This window comes from Dictyobacter formicarum (assembly GCF_016587435.1).
Window position 1 is genome coordinate 101,334 of record NZ_BNJJ01000003.1, and the last position, 18,056, is coordinate 119,389.

The window sequence follows — 18,056 nt, forward strand, 5'->3', positions numbered from 1 at the left end:
CTTTATCTGATGAGTATATTAGCCCAATTTTCATGCAAAAACTCTCTCACCCTTACCATGAGCTATCAGGTAGGCGAAAATCGCCAGTGTTTAAGCATTCATGTAAACGTTCGAAGATTGGTGCAAAAATTGTTCGAACATTCACGTAATATATTTCTTCCTTGACAATTGTACCTACTGGTATGTACACTAATTTTGTACCTACTAGTAGGTACAAAATTAGTGTACATAGGGAGCTACCAAAAAAGGAGATGCGATGTCCACACGGGAGAATTTGATTACGGCAGCGAAAGAGTTGCTCTGGGAACGTGGCTATGAGGCAATGAGTCCACGGGCAGTGCAGGAACGCAGCGGGGCGGGACAGGGCAGCTTCTATCATCATTTTGCCGGTAAGGCCGAGCTAGCGACGACGGCCCTCAATGAGGTTGCGGATGAGATGCGAGAGACGTTCAATGCGGCGCTGCATAGCGATAAGCCATCACTTGAGCGCGTGCGAGATTACTTGAAACAGCCAAGAGAGGCATTGCGCGGCTGTCGATTGGGAAGAATGGCCCAGGAAGAGGTACTTAGCCAGGAAGGGCTGCGCCATCCTATCTCATCCTACTTTCTTTATACCCAACAGGAGATTGCGGCGGCGCTGAAGCAAGCCCAGAATGAAGGCTCACTCAGCGAGAGTATCGATACCACCAACATAGCAACCATGCTCGTCGCGGTCGTGCAAGGAGGCTATGTCTTAGCGCGCGCGTTACAAGATCCACAGCAGATGGATCAGGCGATAGATGGCGCCCTGACGCTACTTGATACCATTGAACGGAGATAACAACATGTCTACAGAGCAAACATTCGACATGCGCTTTCTTGGCAAGGCTACTTTAACAGAAATGCAAAGGCAAAGCATGGATAACCAGTTATCCTTTGATCAACTACGTCTCACTCACATTGGCGGCCCTACCGTCCTCATCGAGATTGGCCAGTTGCGCCTTCTAACGGACCCAACGTTGGAGCCCGCAGGCTACCAGTATAGAGCTGGAGAGCAAATAGTGGGCAAAACCACATCCCCGGCTGTCTCGACTTCGGACCTTGGACAGGTAGATGCCATTCTGCTGAGCCATCACCAGCACGGCGATAATCTTGATCCAGCCGGGCGGGCCTATCTCTCGCAGGGGAAACAAACCCTGACAACCCCGGCATCCGCGCAGCACCTGGGCGGCAACGCTCACGGGGTCGCTACCTGGGAAACAGTCGCCTTAAAAACTGGGGATGGTCTGGAAGTTCGCGTGACGGCCACACCAGCATCTCACGGTCCCGCAGAAATAAAGGAAGCCACCGGCCACGTCAATGGCTGGCTACTGGAATGGGAGGGACAACGCCACGGCTCCCTCTATATTTCAGGGGACACCGTCTTATTCGAGGGACTGGTAGAGATGGCTCAACACTATCAGCTCGGCGTGGCCCTGCTCCACTTCGGGGCGGCCCGCACGCAAAGGTTTGGGGCGGCCAATCTGACGTTCAGCGCAGCGGAAGGAGCGCAGTTTGCGCAGATGCTGGGTGAGGCCACCGTCATCCCTATTCACTACGAGGGCTGGACGCACCTCACCGAGGGCCACGCCGAGATCGAACAAACATTTAAGGCCACTGGACTCGAGCAGCGATTGCGCTTTCTCCCGCTCGGCCAACCGGTCTCCATCAACATATAACCACAACATAACCAGACAATGGAAGAATTTCTGCTTGCCGGATACGACACGCTCGGGTGTCGTATCCGGCAAGCATGTGAGGAAGTACAGATTATGCCAGACTGTTCAGGGCGCGGTCGATCCGGGACAGCGTGCTTTCGCGGCCCAGCGCTTCGATCATCTGGAACAGTGGTGGCGTGGCTTTGCGCCCACTGACTGCAACGCGTAAGGTGCCGAGAAACTGAGCGGGCTTGAGGGCCAGTTCTGTCATCAGAGCTCGCAGATGCTCCTCTAAATGAGTATGTTCCCAGGAGTCCACACCTGCCAGCAGGTCGCGCGAGCGGAGCAGGGCGTTTCTTGTGCCTTCCACATCCATCCCTTTTTGGATCAGTGGCGTTTCAGACTCCCAATCCTCGGTATAGAAAAATGAGACAGCATGCGCAGCCTCGCCCAGCGTGCGCAGTCGCTCGTGCTCCAGGCTCAGCACACGCTGCGTGTACGCAGGATCGAGCGGACGCTGGATGGCATCTGGCAGACCGCCCTCGGCCTCGGGACGCTCCATATAGGGCAGGGTACGCCGTGTCAGCTCTTCAAGCGAAAGTTTGCGAATATAGACGCCGTTCATCCAGGCCAGTTTCTCAGCATCGTAGATTGCCCCCGACACGCTGATACGCTCCAGCGAGAAGGATTGAATTAGTTCTTCACGTGTGAAGAATTCGGTTTTATCGTCAAAAGACCAGCCGATCAAGGCAAGAAAATTAAAAACCGCTTCGGGTAGGAAGCCCTGCTGGCGCAACTCCTTCCAGGAAAAGGCACCGTGTCGCTTGCTCAGCTTGCGTTTGTCCTTGCCCAGCACATCGGGCGCGTGATAGATCAACGGCATTTCCCAGCCTAGTGCTTTCCAGATCTGGCTGTGCAGCGGGGCACTGGAGATCCATTCCTCTGCACGAATCAAATGGGTGATCTCCATCAGGTGATCGTCGATGACATGTGCCAGGTGATAGGTGGGAAGCCCGTTCGATTTGAGCAGAATGGCGTCGTCGATATCGGCATTTCTAAACGTGATATCACCACGTAGCTCGTCTCGTACTACTGTTTCCCCCTCTAAAGGCATAGCGAAGCGCACGGTTGATTTGAGACCAGCCGCTTCGTTCGCGGCGCGCTCTTCATCAGTGAGATAACGACAACGACGATCATAGCGCGGCGGCAATTTCTGAGCCTGCTGCTCTTTGCGCATGCTATCCAGCCGCTCGGGCGTACAATAGCAGCGATAGGCATAGCCAGATGCAATAAGCTGTGCGGCATACTGCTGATAGAGTGCCTGACGAAGAGTCTGATAATATGGACCATAGTCGCCGCCCACGTCGGGGCCTTCATCGATATCCATACCCAGCCACTGCATACCTTCTATAAGAAATTCGACGGCTCCCTCAACGGTACGCAACGTGTCGGTATCTTCAATCCTCAGAATAAATGAACCGCCGGTCTGGCGAGCATAGAGCCAATCGAAAAGGGCCGTGCGATATCCCCCGATATGCATCAATCCAGTCGGACTGGGAGCAAAGCGCAGGCGTGGCTTCTTGCCAGCGGCTAACGGATGCGGCCTTTCAATTCTATGATCTGTTTGCGTCATAAAACACCTCTTCTACGCGATAATGCCAAATGTGTAACTATTTTAACATAGTTAAGGAAGCATGGATAGAAATAGAAGAGATTTATTACTACTGAGCTCCATAGAGGCAAAAAGTCAGTCTACTACTTGCTATCTTTCGCGAGAAGCTCGAGCAAATGCTCTCTATCGGCATTGTTTCTGACCACAAAGACTTTCTCTTTGTATTTTGCCAGGTACCGGCGCGTAAACTCTGCCGTAGGTGGCGCTCCAGGAGGACCATCCATCCTATATGTGGCCAGACGGTTGAGCAAGATATTGGTGTCAGGTGGCTCGACATGGTTTCCGTGTTCTTCCAAGTACGCACACATGGTAGCCGCTGTATCAGCGGTCACCTGATTGAGATAATATTGGCGTGTACCTTTCAGGAAGCTGTAAAGCAGTCTGGTGGGATATGGATTGATGTCACGGAGGCTTTTTGAGATATGGCGACGAATGATGCGCCAGGCAGCCACGGGCCAGGAGATCTCCATCAACACGATATAATCGGCTCGATAGAGAAACGGATCCGTCCACATCAAGCCGATATTTTCAGTGACCCAGTCAGGCTGCTCGGCTAGTTCAAAAGCATAATTGATATATGCCTCCTCACCCTCACCATGGCCGGGAGCCAGATCGATCCAATCCAGATCTTGATGCCGAATATGTAATTGAGCTGCGATCATCTGTCCTAAAGTTGTTTTCCCGCTGCCAGGCCCTCCAATAATATGAACCTTTACCATCAATTCAACTTTCTTACATGCGCTAAAACATAATCAAGTGTTATACTTCACTAAATTGAGGTACAACACTATAATACCTGATCATGTGCTGCATGAAAAGGATGATGGAGCATAGAAGAGGATTCCTCATCAAGTGATGGGATGAAGCTACGGTTCTGACATGCTATACAGGTATCGTTTGAACCAGATGGTTGCTAATCGGGCGACTTCCTCCAGAGCACCGGGCTCTTCAAACAGGTGCGTTGCGCCGGGAACAATGACGAGCTCTTTCTCACCAGGAAGTTGTGCAAAAGCGGCACGATTCAGTTGCAGGACAACTTGATCATTCCCACCTACAATCAACAAGGTAGGAGATTGAACGTGCTCCAGTGCTTCTTCTGCCAGGTCGGGACGGCCACCACGAGAGACGACAGCGCGGATCAAAGAGGTCCGTGATGCGGCGGCTTTAAGGGCTGCGGCGGCACCCGTGCTTGCTCCAAAGTAACCGATCGCCAGGTCCTTTGTGTCCGGTTGATTTTGCATCCAGTGTGTGACCTGAAGCAGGCGTTCGGTCAATAAATTAATATCAAAACGCGTTTCATAACGCCTATCTTCATCCTCAGTGAGCAGGTCCATCAGGAGGGTGCCAATGCCTGCTTGATTCAATTGCCGGGCAACAAAGGTGTTTCTCGGACTAAAACGACTACTCCCACTGCCATGAGCAAACGCCACCAGGCCCACGGCATGTTCGGGAAGCACAAGCGATCCTGCCAGCAGGGCCGCGTCAGCGGGTATCTGTACCACCTTCTCAAGCTGAGTTTTTTCCATCATGCTCTCTCCTTTTTTCTCATCCTTCGTCTTTCCTCTGTGAGCAATCTCTCTGATTAAAATTTTATGCTAACGACGTAGAATCACAGATAGGTCACAAACATCCCTGCATATATCTCACAGTAATCACAGTATGCATGCAGCAATTTGGTTGAGAAAAGCGATCTCCAGCCTGACTAAAACCTGTTGATGGAGATTTCCCTGTTCGATCGCCAGCAGGGCCGTTATAATCTTCACCATGCTGGCAATCGTCAGGCACTATTACACGCGCTCGACCAGGAGCAGTCAATCAGTGCTGGTATCTATTGATTGCCATGCACTTGAGGACCAGAGTATGACTGCCATAAATTATGGGCCGGGCAGAACGTATTTGGATTATTCCAGGCGGGCAGTTGTGTTTTGACCAGGTTCTGGTTAAAGATGTCACTGTACATGTGCCAGATGGCGGGTCCAATACTATAAGCACCTTCACCACCGTTCTCGCGCATAGCTACGATAGTAAGTGCCGGCACCTGTTGCGCATTGTTGATATCGAAGGGACCCTGCGTAATCATCCAACCATGTGGGCTTCGACCGCCCCCAACCTCGGCGGTACCTGTTTTGCCAATAATGGTAGTCGGTGGACGATTGTCCTCGGTGATATGCCAGGCGCTACCACAGGTCGTGACTGCGTTCATACCCATGCGCGTATTATAGGCCGCATCGGGACTGGCAACGTTGCTGAGTTGCTCTGGTGCAGAATCCTGCACTACATTCTTCTGCTGATCCGTAATTTTGGAGATAAGCATCGGGCGCATCAACGTACCATTGTTAGCCACTGTATTATCCACCAGCGACATCTGCAGTGGCGTCACAAAATCTACGCCCTGCCCGTATACATCGTTGACAAAATTGGCGAAATTGAGGTTTCCATCAGCCTGCAAAACGTGGCTTTTGGCAATCGGAAAATCAGCCGGAATAGTCTGATCAAAATACATACGTCTGGTATAATCCAGCCATTTCTGTTCCCCAGCGTTCACCCCTATATGGGCAAACATAATATTGTCCGAGTTGGCGAACCCAAACTCGGTATTAACAGGAAAATGGAAAACATATTGTCCGTAGCCTAGATTATCACCAACAACCGTCGTAGCTGGACTGTTGGCCGTCGCCGGAACGTGCCAGGGCTTATACGCATTCTGCATATCCCACTCTTGATCCAGCGTTGTTGCTCCCGAATCAAGCCCCGCCAGCATGGTCACCGTCTTAAAAGTTGAGCCCGGCGAGTAAAGTCCCTGTGTCGGACGATAGAGCAAAGGATTATCTGGAGCTTTGATCAGCTGACTGTAATATGAAGTCGGGTCCTGCGAATGTGTCAAGGTTTCAACCATTTTATTTGGATCATAAGTGGGAGAACTGAGCATAGCTAGAATTTCGCCAGTATGAGGATCGGTCACTATGGCTGATCCTCGATACGTTGGATACGTTGGATACGTATGATTGACGTAAGCAGTTCCCGTTGGATCAGGCGTGTAGTCACTATAATCCTGCGCCACAATCTTCTGAATGCGCTCATCAATAGTCAGGTAGATATTGTTACCACCCTGGGACGTATGCAAGGTTTTGTTCACAAGATTATTGATAGCCGTTTGTCCTGTTCCCCCACTCAAGGTATCGTTGAATTGGGCCTCCAGGCCAGTTGGTGGATAAAGGCCTCCCGGCACATAATAACCAATCAGTCCAGCTAATGAAGGATCGGTATAGCGGCGAATAAATCCACCGCATGCCTTTGCATCGGGAACCGAATACGCCAGCACTACTCCATTGCGATCATAGATATTCCCGCGCCGAGGTACATTCTCTGGCTGGCAGAGGCGCGGATTATGTGGCGATGCCGTCACCTGGTCCGCTTTCACTACCTGCCAATATACAAGAAATCCGCTGACAGCAATAAACATAACCATAAATATAATTGTTAGTTTACGGATGCTTGCATTTATGCTCATAAATACATCCTTCCCTTATCAAGACTTATCAGTATCGTATCACTTTCTTCACATCGCTTCTCAAAAATATATATTTGTCCTCCCCAAATAAACCATAGGTACCTTCCCTCTATATTTAAACGATTATATTTTCATCACAAACACTAAAATGCAATTGTATAGTAACAAATTGCTGTGAGGTATGGAGAAAAAGAACGATACACAAAAAGATACTCTTGAGGATCAGGGGAAACCTCTTTATTTCACGGATGGCCAGGATAAGCATGTTTATTCGCTACTCACAACTCTTATTTTTTAGAATATCATAGAATTATTTGTTATTTTACGTCCATAAATGTTTATAGTAATAGAGCATTCTTGACTGTATATATCTATGCAAGAATATATATTGCAGCGTTTTCAAGTTTAAGGGATCTATACAATTAATATTAGCCAATATTACAAACAACCATTGTTAGTCATCCAGGGCTGGCATATCATCAATAACGAATATACTATGTGCTATTACTCAGAATAAGATGATCTCTTCTGCACCTGCATTGTTCGTACAAAGCTCACGCACAACATCAAGCTCACCATAATAATAGCTGTGAAGATGATTCGACAACAGCAGCGACAAGGTTTTCAATGTCCTGACCGACAGATTGTAGTGCAAAGGACAGATCGCGGGCACGCATTTAAACTTCTCGCTTATGGCCATGGGTATCGCACTCCTGACTCTGATCATCTGCGCCCTCAGCCTTGGAAATGCGTTTCGCCTGCCATCGCATCAACCTTAAAAACAGTTGTCGCATCGGCACGACACGTCAGGCGCTACGCTGTAAAGTCATCCTCGCTTGCACCGCGCTCAAGAATTTCGGGCGGGATCACATGACGCTTCATCGGTTTGGCGCGAATAATCGACGTGGCGGGTATGCCTGTGAGGGAGAGCTGGTCAATGACTTTAGCCAGGTGATCAAGCGAGGTAGCCACAACTCTGACGATGATCGAATCACTGCCCGTCACGCGCGAACATTCCAGCACCTCCGGCAGCTCGCACACCTGTGAAACGGCGTTACGGCAACTCTGTCCCCCAATGCCCTGCAGTTGGATAACAGCCTGAACCGGCATCCCCAGTTTGCTTAGGTTAACCTCGGCATGATAGCCAGTAATAATACCCGCTTCCTCCATCTTACGCACCCGTTCAGCGACAGACGGCAGCGAAAGTCCGATCCGCTGTCCCAATTCTGTATAGGAGAGGCGTGCATTTTGCTGCAACTCTTGAAGCAGGCGCCAGCCAGTTTCATCAAGTAGCTTTTCAGTTTCTAAGGCCATACTATGATTCTTCCTCTATATCTTATGTCGTTAGCTGTATATACGTTACTTTTTGTCTGTATCTTAACACATAAACACCATATACTAGCAGCATTACAGATACTAGAAGGAGTGTTAAGTACTTATGATGCAACACAAATCACTACACTTTGGCATTAAAACGGCGCCAACACATGCAACGCATGAAGCATTGCTGCAAGTCTGGCAGGCAGCTGATGTGCTCCCCATTTTTGAACATGCCTGGCTCAATGACCATCTGATGTCCCTCGGAGACCATCCCACCGATCCTTGTCTGGAAAGCTGGACCTTACTGGCAGCGCTGGCCGCCCACACTCAACGTTTGCGCGTTGGGGTCATGGTCACGGACAATACCTATCGCCATCCTGCGATACTGGCAAAGATGGCGGCGACCATCGATATCATTGCCCATGGTCGGCTGAATTTTGGCATCGGGACCGGTTGGTCGGAACAAGAACACCGTGCCTACGGCATCACACTACCTCCTCCCGGTGAGCGTGTTCGCCGTTTGGATGAGGCATGCGAGTTAACCCGGCAGTTGTGGACACAACCCGTTGTAAATTTTACAGGCCGCTACTATCAGTTGCATGAGGCATATTGTGAACCCAGGCCCATTCAGAGGCCACATCCGCCTTTTGTTATCGGAGCCGAAGGCGAACAGACGCTACGCGTGGTTGCCCGCCATGCAGATATCTGGGATTGCAGCGTCAATACCCCAGAGGAATATCGCCATAAGAGCTCAGTCCTGGACGACGCCTGTGCGACCATTGGACGTGATCCAGCTACCATCGAACGTTCCAGGCATATCTCTGTTGATCCCTCTGATCTGCACGCAGCATACGAGGAGACGCGCACGTTCATCGACGCAGGAGCAACGCACATCATCTATCACGTGCCCGTTCCCGACCCACAGGGGATTCTGCACCGCCTGGCAAAAGAAGTCGCCGAGCCTCTACGCGCTGAATACGATAAGGCTGGCAATCAGGCATAAAGCATTTTTGCCAGCTATCACGGAGGTTTCTATGATGCTACTTTTTTTATCCGCGTTCGGGATTGGCCTCGCTTTTTTTGCCGCGCCTGGTGCCATCACGGCCCAGCTTTTACGGCGCGGCCTGGATCGAGGCTTTTTCTCCGCTCTGTTTCTACAACTTGGTGCCTTGATTGGCGTCACACTGTGGGCAATCATCGCATTCATTGGCGCCGCCATACTGGTACAAAATACCCTCGTCCGTCTGATCTTAGGCGCTATCGGCATCCTGTTACTACTGCTGTTAACGTGGCAGGCGCTCAGAGATGCCTATCGTGGAAAAGTAGCAGAGGCAAAAGCATCAAGTGCCCGTAGTGATTTCGCTTTGGGAGCAGCCCTCTCCCTGGCGAATCCGCTGCCGATTGCATTCTGGCTTGGCATCGGAAGTACTGTTATGACAACAAGTAGTAAAACTTCGCCCAACCCACAAAACCTCGTGATATTCCTGGCGGGTTTTCTCTGCAGCGCATTGCTCTGGTGTTTCTTTATGGCAGGCCTGATCGCCTGGGGACGGCGTTTTGTGACGCCCCTGTTCTTCCGCTTCATCAACCTTCTGTGTGGTCTCGCACTCGGCTTTTTCGCCCTCAAACTGCTATTGCTATTGCTCAAAAGCTAGCCATCTTACAAACCAGCTCTTTATCTGGTCCTTTCTTCGAAATATATATTTCGGATATATATCTTTATATATAAAGAACGGCAGCTATTTATCGACGATAAAAGAAGAAGGGAAGACGCAGTTATCCACGTCTTCTCATCGCTTTCATATCGGAATTCTGGGATTCACCAGACTATAGAAGCGAGGGGGACGCTTAGACATCGAAGGTGGGAGCACGCCAATTTTTACACGATAGGAAGTGAGAAATGAATTACCAAAGCGATTGACCAGGTATCTCTCCCATGTTACGAAGATTAAACCGTGCATATGCTATTCCTCCATAAGAGGGCCAGACCAAAAGCGTTTTTCCAGCCAGGGGGCAGTTTGATAAAAGAAATTAGGCATGATCTGGCGATTTTCATAAGGGGTATGAAAAACCGGTGTCGTTGAGCCTGACATGGGCGGTACAATCCATCCCCAATCTGCATAATGAGCAGTTCTTTTGATACTATAGCTGGTGATACTGTGACTGTCTTTTGCCGATAAGGCAATCCAAATTTCTCATTAAGCTTGAATTGACGTTGAAAATTCATAGCGCTACACGTACTTTTTTTCACCTTTTCACTACTATCACACAAGCATTCCACTCCTTCTATGCAATCTCTCTTCTGCTTAATTTGTACATTTCGAGACATATGCAGGTAAGGCAACAAAGACCGATTAGCGGATATCCATTTCTACGTGGTGAACGGCTCATCAGCTATATCATACCAGGGACTGGTAGTATCATGATTGGCCCGCAGATCCAAGGCTGTTTCTGCGTTGGCGGAGGTTACACCTGCAGTATCCGGTGGAAAATGTTGAGACGATGGTACTATATTTGCGAGAGTAGCAGCATCATTATCCATAGTTGCAAGAGGGGGAAAGGCAGACCCGGTGGGTTGTGCTTCCTGTATACCGTTGATCCCTTCTAATCCAGTGAAGGAGTCGGGCGCGAGAGTACGCGTCCAGGAAGAAGCACCACTCGATGGCGTCTTAACCTTGATCGGGGGCAAGAGCATACGGCGGAAAATCAGCAGGCCGACGGCGAGAACAAAGAGCAGGCCGAAGAAAACAAGGGCGATAATCATCAGCATCTGTGAAAATCCACTTCCCGCCGATTGATCCGGTATATGGCCGTCTGTTTGCTGATTGTGGGTTACAGGTATACGTGTCGGGTTGGGAACAGGTGTTTTTTTCGCTACCCTGGTCGGGGTAGCGGTCGCGATCGCTGTAGGTGATGCGCTGGCCGTTGGTGCTAAAACTGGCCCTGACCCCGCAGTGGGAGACGGCTGCAGAACCGGTGTTGATGTGGGAATCGGATTCGGCGCTGATGTGGGAATCGGTGTGGGCCTGGGTGGTGGGGGTGATGTAGGCGTAGGTGTTGGGCAGGGAAAAATCACGCCACACATGCTCTTTGCATAGGCATGCTGCCTCGGAGCTCCGATATAAAAACTTACGCAAGCCACGAGCAAAAGTGTAACAATACTAATGCGCAGAGAGATCAGGCGCATTGATGTCTTGTGATAATACTGTTTGACATGCGACTGCCCAGTTCCATCTAGCTCATCCTGAACGTGTATATTATTCTTCTCCAAAATGCACCTCTCTCATTCAAAAGCATCGCTGGATAAACGCGTATGCAGAATTTGCTCCTACACAACTCACTCTGCACAACGCGTTGTCACCCTCTGCTAGCTCATAACCAATTGATTTTTCGTAATCCCTCACTAATTTGTCGGGTTAAATGACGTCAGAATAGTATTAAAAGATTGTATATTCGCATTAAATATATCTGGAGGCGCACTAAACTCGATTTTGTAAGGAGTGTTCTGATTAGAATAGGCAACCTCTACTTTACGCGGCTGATTCAATACCGGATCCAGAATATTAGCAATACCTATATTCCAGGAGACGCCGTGATAGGTGGCTGAATTTGTGCTAAGCAGAGTCCCCAGCTTTATATCAGAGTCCATCTGCAGTAATTGGTCAGCTGGCAATGGGCTATCGAGCAAAACATCAATATTAACAGAAACAGCACTCGTGGTCGATGGGCGCAGTTGGACCGTTTGTTGGTAACCGCCACCAGTCGTGACTTTTGTCACAACCCAGTTGGATGGATACTGAATCTTAAAGTACTGGCCGCTATATACTTTCAGACCGAGTGTGCCGGTTGTTGGTGATGGTGCGGCAGGGGCGGATGGCGTGGCCACTGCTTCAGGCGTACCCGTCGTTGTAACTGTTGTCGTACTCGTCGTTGTAGCCGTTGATCTGACTACCGGCGTGGTTTGCGCATAGAATGAGGCAAACATAGCATCGAAAACAGATGTATAGGCGCCAAACTTGTCCGCCGTTGCACCAAACTCAATCCTGTAAGGAGTCCCCTGATTAGAATAGGCAACCTTAAGCTTGCCTGCCTGGGTGTTGGTGGAACCCGTACGTTCAACGATGCCAACTTTCCAGGGAATGCCATGGTAAGTGATCGCACTCGTTTTGAGTCTGGTTCCCAGTTTCACATCAGAGTCCATCCGCAACAATTGATCAGCTGAAATGGTACTATTGGTCAACACATTAATATTGACAAAAACAGCACTCGTGGTCGATGGGCGCAGATGAACCGTTTGCAGGTAGCCGTCACCAGTCGCGACCTGCGTCACAACCCAGTCGGATGGATACTGAATCTTAAAGTACTGGCCGCTATACTCCTTCATACTGGAGACATTCACCGTGGATTGGCTTTGCGGTGTGCTTGATGGTAGACCAGCAAGCAGTGTGCCGTGCAGAGCATAAGATACAAATGGCCAGGCGAAGATAGTGAGCAACAGAATGGCTGCAACAAGACCAGTCGCCACTATGCGCCAGTTCCAACGGGAAGGCCGCAGTGAGCGTTTACCGGTTCTATATGGACCCGAACGAGAAAACAATCCAGCAACTGGTATGATCTTTTTTTCTTCCCGAGCGAGCTGGATCGTAGACAACTCCTCCGTAGAAACGTTGTTGCCAGCATTAAGAACCGATACGTAGTTGTTGATACGCTTCCAGGCCTGTTCCAGTCTGCGATCCTCAGTATAGATACTTTGCAGATCACTGATAGCACTCAGCAACGGCATCGCATTCACAGGAGCAGGCAACAGCGAAAGATAGTGCTCTACCTGCTCATCTACGTTCTCTATTGTAAGCTTTTCGTCCCTCTCATTTACATTCTCTATTGTTTGATTTTCGTCATCCCTATCCATTAATCCGCTCCTTGTTGTGCGTGATATAAAGGTCCCGTAAAAGATTGAGCGAACGTAAAAGCAAGGAACGAATAGCCCCATCGCTCTTGTCCAGTCTCGATGCAATCTCCTTTGTGCGCAAGCCATCTCCAAAACGAAGCTGCAACACCTGCTGCTGCAGTTCTGGTAGTACAGACAGATGGGCGCGCAATAGTTCCGCTTCTTCTCTCTCCACTAGTGCTTTCTCCGGAGTAATCAGATCTGCATCGAATGGGCTATCAAGCATTTCGTCCAGAGTTACTGCTGGATATTTGGTAACTCTTCGCTGGTAGTCAACCACTTTGTTGCGTGCCACACGCTGCAGCCAGGCAAATTGTTCATCTATTTTCAATGTGGGCAGCGTCTGACTCTCAATAGCGGCGAGAAAAACCTCAACCAGCAAATCATCGGCATCCTCATTTGTGTATATATATCTACGAATGTATCTTAAAATATCACGAGAATGTCTATCATAAAGCTTTTCAACCAGTGAACGGTCAAAGGCCTGCCGTTGTCGTTGATACATGATGCTCCTCAAGGATAATTTGGAATCTCACATAGTTATCGGGAGTGATATGGTAATGTTGCGCGGCTAGCCATAAAGCCAACCGAAAGGGCTATTCCTGATTTATTTCTCAACCAGGTGATTTCTTAGCAGGAAATATATTATCAGCCAAAAAGGCTATTCCTGATTTATTTCTCAATCAGATGATTTCTTACAGGAAATATATTATCAGCCAAAACGCTAACCTAAAAGTCATTTCTACTACACCAGGTAAATTTTTAGAGGATCAATACGGCGTCGATTGGCCTACCAGGCTGTTTCATGGCACTTAAAATTACTAGATTATTTGATCAGAAATATAGACCACAAATGGCTATAATAAGCTTGTTACCTGGATGTATTTTTGTGTGATCGAATAAATCCCGCGCAACATTTTTTTCTTTTTTACGATAACAGAGTGAGACTGCAGAAAATGCTTTGGAAAATAGTGACGCTCCAAGGATAACGGCAAGGCATTTATTCTACAATCTCAACAATTTCAAGAAAAGCACTTATTTCTTGGAAATGCTTATTGTTACTGGTGCGAATATCTAACGGCATAAATGGATTTTGCCGGCAAGGGTGGATATTTTGTCGCATCGGTAGTGTAAGCCCGAAACGAAATATTGTTTGCCAGCATTCACTGCTGCCAGCAAACCCGGATGGTTGGTACTGGTATAGGCAAACGTTGTATGGAATGGAGTATACCATGTTCAAATTTGGCAAGAAAAACGAAGAAGTCACAGAGCAGATTATGGAAGAAATCACAGACGAGCAGCTGGACCAGGTTGCTGGTGGTTGCCTGCTTGACAATGTCAGCGTAAAAGGCCTGCTTGGCACCGTTAACTCCGTTGCTACCCCTGTAACACACACAGTTACTGGAGTTGTTGGATCTGTTGGTCTTGGCAGCAACAATGTAGCGGTCAATCCTACAGTTGATGTTGATGCAAACGGCAATTCAATCAGCACCCTGCTTCCATAACTGATACCAGTCTTCCTGTTCTAGGCTCAGGAATACCAATGTTGACGAGGCAAAGATATAACACAGGGCAGCGGTATGTGTTAGACTTTGCCTCGTCTGTTTATGAGGAAATGTTATATCCATGTCAGAACGACCGATATTCCGAAAGAGTGCTATCGAGCGATATCAGCAGAAACATGAGCAGGGAGTATTGTTACGCGTATCCTATCCGCCTGCCTTGATCTTCTTCTGGATTTTCTTGCTGGCACTTGTGGGCGCGGGAGGATTTGCCCTTTCTATCCAGGTGCCGGTCGTAATTCAGGGTCAGGGAGTGGTTATAGAGCAGAAGATAAGCGAACAAAACGAAACAGCAACAGTAGCAAAACTCTTCATCGCACCAAATCAGAGGACACATTTACATACCGGGCAACCCGCAGTCATAAGTATTGGCTCGCCTCCAATCAATGTAACTGGCGTTGTCGAACATGTGGATACAAATATTATCAGTCCAGATGAAGCCCGCAGTCGTTTCAAGCTACAAGGAGGACTGGCACAGGTAGTCATTGGACCATCTACCATTGTCACTATTTCTATCGGATCCACAGCTTCAGCACGACTATATGCAGGCAGCCTATGCAATGCTCAGATTCAGACGGGATCACAGAGCGTATTCTCCTTACTCCCTGGCGTCAATCAACTACTCGAAAAATTAAAGGTATAGACGCATTATGGAACAGAAAAAGAAGTCGCAGTTTTTGCAGAAAGGCATAATACCAAAAGATCAACAAAAACTTCAGGTGCCTCCCCGGCTTTTGCTGCCTAGTTTTGGGCAGCAAAACGAAACGCATCCCGTATCAAATCCCACCAGTCCCACATTGCCCGCTCAAAACCAGCAAACGCAATCTTCCGGACCGCAGTTGCTTTCATTGCCCAGTCTTACGCCGGAAAACGAGGCGCATCCCGTATCAAATCCCACCAGTCCCACACTGCCCGCTCAAAACCAGCAAACAAATACAACGCAATCTTCCGGACCACAACTGCTTTCACTGCCCAGCCGTCCACTAGTTGCGGACAATGATCAGGCAGTTCCACAGACCTCTGTCGCCGGGTCCCAAATAAACAAAGAACCGCAAATCGCGCAGGAAGTAGCAGAAACAAAAGTAGTAGCGGATCAGGCCGCCCCTGCGCTGCAGTTAGTCCAGGAACAAGAACCGAAACAAGAAAAACAGAAATCTCAACAGCAATCCAAATCGGCTCCCTCCTCTCCTCGCCGCAAAAAACGTTGGCGCCGCGTCCATGAGATGAGGCAGATGAGTGCAGTGGAATGTGGTGCATGCTGCCTGGCAATGATCTTGAATTATCATGGTTGTTCAGTCGGAGTTTCTGATGTCCAAGAAAGCTGTGGCGTGGGTCGTGATGGACTCTCCGCTCTCACTATCGTTCAGGCTGCCCGCCAATATGGGTTGCGCACGCGCACCGTTTCGTTAAAAACGAACGATTTTCGTTTCATCACATTGCCAGCTATCGCTCACTGGGAATTTAATCACTTTGTGGTAATTGAGCGCTGCACTCGCAGATATATCGATATCATTGATCCAGCCGCCGGGCGCAGAAGGTTATCTCTGTCAGAGTTTGAAGAAGGCTTTACTGGCATCATAATGATGCTTGAACCGGGAGCAAACTTTGAGCGGCAAACTTCACCACGCACACTTTCTCTCTGGACATATATGCGCTCACTACCAAATATGCACGGGATCGTTACCCAGATTATTGGTATCTCTATTTTGCTGCAAATTTTCGGGCTAGGAACGCCACTGCTAACGCAGATGATAATAGACTACATTATTCCAACCAAAGCAACAAATCTCTTAATCATGCTCGGGATAAGCATGCTTTTTCTCATCATGATGCAAGGTGTGCTGAAGTTAATGCGCGTCTCTTTACTTATTTATTTGCAAACACGTATTGATGCTAAAATGATGCTCAATTTCCTTGAGCATTTGCTCAGCTTATCTTATCGCTTCTTTCAAATGCGCTTGAATGGTGATCTGCTGGCGCGTACAGAAAGCAATGCGGCCATCCGCGATCTGCTAACGAGCCAGTTAATCTCTACATTGCTCGACGGATCTTCTGTAATCATCTACCTTATCGTCTTAATTATACAATCGAAGCTTTTCGCTGGCGTTACGGTAGTCATTGGCGCCATTCAGGTAGCATTGCTGTTATCTACTGCCGGGCCAATTCGTCGACTGACTATGCGCGATCTGATTGCACAGGGAAAAACGCAGGGCTACCTGAATGAGGTACTGTCAGGCATTGCCACTGTGAAAGCGGCCGGCGCTGAACAACGGGCACTGGCTCGCTGGACAAATCTCTTTTTTGATGAAATGAATATCTCGAACCAGCGCAACTATCTCCAGGCTATCATTGGCATTGCCTTTGAAATCCTGCAATTCTTATCACCTCTGTTCCTTCTCTGGATAGGAGCAATGCAGGTCATCAATGGCGCCATGTCTATGGGCTCCATGCTGGCACTCAGTACGCTGGCGGTCTCTTTCCTGATGCCGCTTAGCTCGCTGGCCGCTAGTGGACAAAAGCTACAGATAGCTCATGCACACTTTGATCGCCTGGCGGATGTGCTTGGTAGTGAGTCGGAGCAGGATCTACAACAGGTTCAGCTACCACCTAAGCTGAAGGGAAATCTCGAGCTCAGGAATGTGAGTTTTCAGTATGACCAAAATTCTCCACCGATTTTAAAGGATATTACAATACGTATTCATCCTGGACAGAAGGTCGCTCTGGTTGGCAAAACAGGCTCGGGCAAAAGCACACTGGGCAAATTGCTTATCGGCTTGAATACTCCTACACAGGGAGAGATCCTGTATGACGGCATTCCTCTTCAGAAGCTCAATTATCAGGAGGTGCGGAAACAGTTTGGAGTCGTCCTGCAGGAATCCTTCATTTTCAGTGGATCAGTGCGTGAAAATATCGCATTCAATAATCCAGATCTGAATATAAAACAGATTATGAGGGCCGCCAAAGCTGCAGCTATTCATGAGGATATCGAAAAGATGCCGATGGGATACGAAACCTTGCTGTCAGAGGGAGGAAGCGTCTTTTCGGGAGGACAACGCCAGCGCCTGTCCCTGGCCCGTGCTCTGGCGAATAAACCCGCACTGATCTTGCTCGACGAGGCTACCAGCGCGCTGGATGTGACGACCGAACGGGCTGTTGAGCAGAGTCTCAATCATCTCTCTTGTACGCAAATCATCATTGCCCATCGGCTCAGCACTATTCGCAACGCGGATCTCATTCTTGTACTTGATCAAGGACGTATCGTGGAGCAGGGCACGCATAAGCGGTTGGTCCAACGCGGTGGCTTCTATGCTCAATTGATTGCGATACAGATGGAGAATGGCGAGATTGGGGTTGCCTGATCTCCATT

16 protein-coding genes are annotated in these 18,056 nt (G+C 48.9%); 7 read left to right on the forward strand and 9 right to left on the reverse strand.

Features of this window, described 5'->3' with window-relative positions; genetic code table 11:
- Positions 1 to 256: 256 nt before the first annotated feature.
- Both JMI88_RS05550 and JMI88_RS05555 read left to right on the forward strand, forming a co-directional pair.
- The gene (locus JMI88_RS05550; RefSeq protein ID WP_201360762.1) at positions 257 to 820 is read left to right on the forward strand and encodes a TetR/AcrR family transcriptional regulator; all 564 of its coding nucleotides are present in this window, start codon (positions 257 to 259) and stop codon (positions 818 to 820) included.
- A 4-nt stretch (positions 821 to 824) separates the two neighbouring features.
- The gene (locus JMI88_RS05555; RefSeq protein WP_201360763.1) at positions 825 to 1,697 is read left to right on the forward strand and encodes an MBL fold metallo-hydrolase; all 873 of its coding nucleotides are present in this window, start codon (positions 825 to 827) and stop codon (positions 1,695 to 1,697) included.
- 91 nt (positions 1,698 to 1,788) lie between these two features.
- Here JMI88_RS05555 and gltX read toward each other — a convergent pair whose 3' ends face one another.
- The 5 genes from gltX to JMI88_RS05580 all read right to left on the reverse strand — a co-directional run bounded on the left by gltX (position 1,789) and on the right by JMI88_RS05580 (position 8,173).
- Positions 1,789 to 3,309: a glutamate--tRNA ligase gene (gene gltX, locus JMI88_RS05560; RefSeq protein WP_201360764.1), complete on the reverse strand. Its 1,521-nt coding sequence runs from the start codon at positions 3,307 to 3,309 to the stop codon at positions 1,789 to 1,791.
- Between the two features lie 122 nt (positions 3,310 to 3,431).
- On the reverse strand, positions 3,432 to 4,067 hold the full coding sequence (locus JMI88_RS05565) for a P-loop NTPase family protein (RefSeq protein WP_201360765.1): 636 nt from the start codon (positions 4,065 to 4,067) through the stop codon (positions 3,432 to 3,434).
- 147 nt (positions 4,068 to 4,214) lie between these two features.
- Entirely contained in the window at positions 4,215 to 4,877 is a 663-nt protein-coding gene (locus JMI88_RS05570; RefSeq protein WP_201360766.1) for a dienelactone hydrolase family protein, read from the reverse strand.
- 299 nt (positions 4,878 to 5,176) lie between these two features.
- The gene (locus JMI88_RS05575; protein WP_201360767.1) at positions 5,177 to 6,859 is read right to left on the reverse strand and encodes a penicillin-binding transpeptidase domain-containing protein; all 1,683 of its coding nucleotides are present in this window, start codon (positions 6,857 to 6,859) and stop codon (positions 5,177 to 5,179) included.
- Positions 6,860 to 7,672: 813 nt separating this feature from the next.
- Positions 7,673 to 8,173, reverse strand: a complete 501-nt coding sequence (locus JMI88_RS05580) for an Lrp/AsnC family transcriptional regulator (RefSeq protein WP_201360768.1) — start codon at positions 8,171 to 8,173, stop codon at positions 7,673 to 7,675.
- Between the two features lie 124 nt (positions 8,174 to 8,297).
- Here JMI88_RS05580 and JMI88_RS05585 point away from each other — a divergent pair, with 124 nt between their 5' ends.
- Entirely contained in the window at positions 8,298 to 9,182 is an 885-nt protein-coding gene (locus JMI88_RS05585; protein WP_201360769.1) for a TIGR03560 family F420-dependent LLM class oxidoreductase, read from the forward strand.
- Between the two features lie 31 nt (positions 9,183 to 9,213).
- Complete coding sequence (locus JMI88_RS05590; protein ID WP_201360770.1) at positions 9,214 to 9,834, forward strand: LysE family transporter; 621 nt, start codon at positions 9,214 to 9,216, stop codon at positions 9,832 to 9,834.
- A gap of 309 nt (positions 9,835 to 10,143) precedes the next feature.
- Here the strand turns inward: JMI88_RS05590 and JMI88_RS05595 are convergent, their stop codons facing one another.
- The 4 genes from JMI88_RS05595 to JMI88_RS05610 form a co-directional block, all read right to left on the reverse strand.
- Positions 10,144 to 10,371 carry a nitric oxide synthase oxygenase gene (locus tag JMI88_RS05595; protein WP_308438799.1) on the reverse strand — a complete coding sequence of 76 codons (228 nt, stop codon included), beginning with the start codon at positions 10,369 to 10,371 and terminating at the stop codon, positions 10,144 to 10,146.
- Positions 10,372 to 10,550: 179 nt separating this feature from the next.
- Positions 10,551 to 11,450 carry a hypothetical protein gene (locus JMI88_RS40025; protein ID WP_201360772.1) on the reverse strand — a complete coding sequence of 300 codons (900 nt, stop codon included), beginning with the start codon at positions 11,448 to 11,450 and terminating at the stop codon, positions 10,551 to 10,553.
- A 132-nt stretch (positions 11,451 to 11,582) separates the two neighbouring features.
- Entirely contained in the window at positions 11,583 to 13,088 is a 1,506-nt protein-coding gene (locus JMI88_RS05605; protein ID WP_201360773.1) for a hypothetical protein, read from the reverse strand.
- Entirely contained in the window at positions 13,081 to 13,632 is a 552-nt protein-coding gene (locus tag JMI88_RS05610) for an RNA polymerase sigma factor (RefSeq protein WP_201360774.1), read from the reverse strand. The genes JMI88_RS05605 and JMI88_RS05610 overlap by 8 nt, the downstream gene beginning before the upstream one ends.
- Before the next feature lie 727 nt (positions 13,633 to 14,359).
- Between JMI88_RS05610 and JMI88_RS05615 the strand changes: the two genes are divergently transcribed.
- From JMI88_RS05615 to JMI88_RS05625, 3 genes are all read left to right on the forward strand, one after another.
- Positions 14,360 to 14,632: a hypothetical protein gene (locus JMI88_RS05615; RefSeq protein WP_201360775.1), complete on the forward strand. Its 273-nt coding sequence runs from the start codon at positions 14,360 to 14,362 to the stop codon at positions 14,630 to 14,632.
- 121 nt (positions 14,633 to 14,753) lie between these two features.
- The gene (locus JMI88_RS05620; RefSeq protein ID WP_201360776.1) at positions 14,754 to 15,332 is read left to right on the forward strand and encodes a hypothetical protein; all 579 of its coding nucleotides are present in this window, start codon (positions 14,754 to 14,756) and stop codon (positions 15,330 to 15,332) included.
- A gap of 7 nt (positions 15,333 to 15,339) precedes the next feature.
- A complete protein-coding gene (locus JMI88_RS05625) occupies positions 15,340 to 18,048 on the forward strand; it encodes a peptidase domain-containing ABC transporter (protein ID WP_201360777.1) in 2,709 nt (902 codons plus the stop codon).
- The last annotated feature ends 8 nt before the right edge of the window (positions 18,049 to 18,056 follow it).

Coding starts and splice junctions, on each gene's coding strand:
- JMI88_RS05550 (WP_201360762.1), top strand. CDS start 257: ATGTCCACACGGGAGAATTTGATTACGGCAGCGAAAGAGTTGCTCTGG.
- JMI88_RS05555 (WP_201360763.1), top strand. CDS start 825: ATGTCTACAGAGCAAACATTCGACATGCGCTTTCTTGGCAAGGCTACT.
- gltX (WP_201360764.1), bottom strand. CDS start 3,309: ATGACGCAAACAGATCATAGAATTGAAAGGCCGCATCCGTTAGCCGCT.
- JMI88_RS05565 (WP_201360765.1), bottom strand. CDS start 4,067: ATGGTAAAGGTTCATATTATTGGAGGGCCTGGCAGCGGGAAAACAACT.
- JMI88_RS05570 (WP_201360766.1), bottom strand. CDS start 4,877: ATGATGGAAAAAACTCAGCTTGAGAAGGTGGTACAGATACCCGCTGAC.
- JMI88_RS05575 (WP_201360767.1), bottom strand. CDS start 6,859: ATGAGCATAAATGCAAGCATCCGTAAACTAACAATTATATTTATGGTT.
- JMI88_RS05580 (WP_201360768.1), bottom strand. CDS start 8,173: ATGGCCTTAGAAACTGAAAAGCTACTTGATGAAACTGGCTGGCGCCTG.
- JMI88_RS05585 (WP_201360769.1), top strand. CDS start 8,298: ATGATGCAACACAAATCACTACACTTTGGCATTAAAACGGCGCCAACA.
- JMI88_RS05590 (WP_201360770.1), top strand. CDS start 9,214: ATGATGCTACTTTTTTTATCCGCGTTCGGGATTGGCCTCGCTTTTTTT.
- JMI88_RS05605 (WP_201360773.1), bottom strand. CDS start 13,088: ATGGATAGGGATGACGAAAATCAAACAATAGAGAATGTAAATGAGAGG.
- JMI88_RS05610 (WP_201360774.1), bottom strand. CDS start 13,632: ATGTATCAACGACAACGGCAGGCCTTTGACCGTTCACTGGTTGAAAAG.
- JMI88_RS05615 (WP_201360775.1), top strand. CDS start 14,360: ATGTTCAAATTTGGCAAGAAAAACGAAGAAGTCACAGAGCAGATTATG.
- JMI88_RS05620 (WP_201360776.1), top strand. CDS start 14,754: ATGTCAGAACGACCGATATTCCGAAAGAGTGCTATCGAGCGATATCAG.
- JMI88_RS05625 (WP_201360777.1), top strand. CDS start 15,340: ATGGAACAGAAAAAGAAGTCGCAGTTTTTGCAGAAAGGCATAATACCA.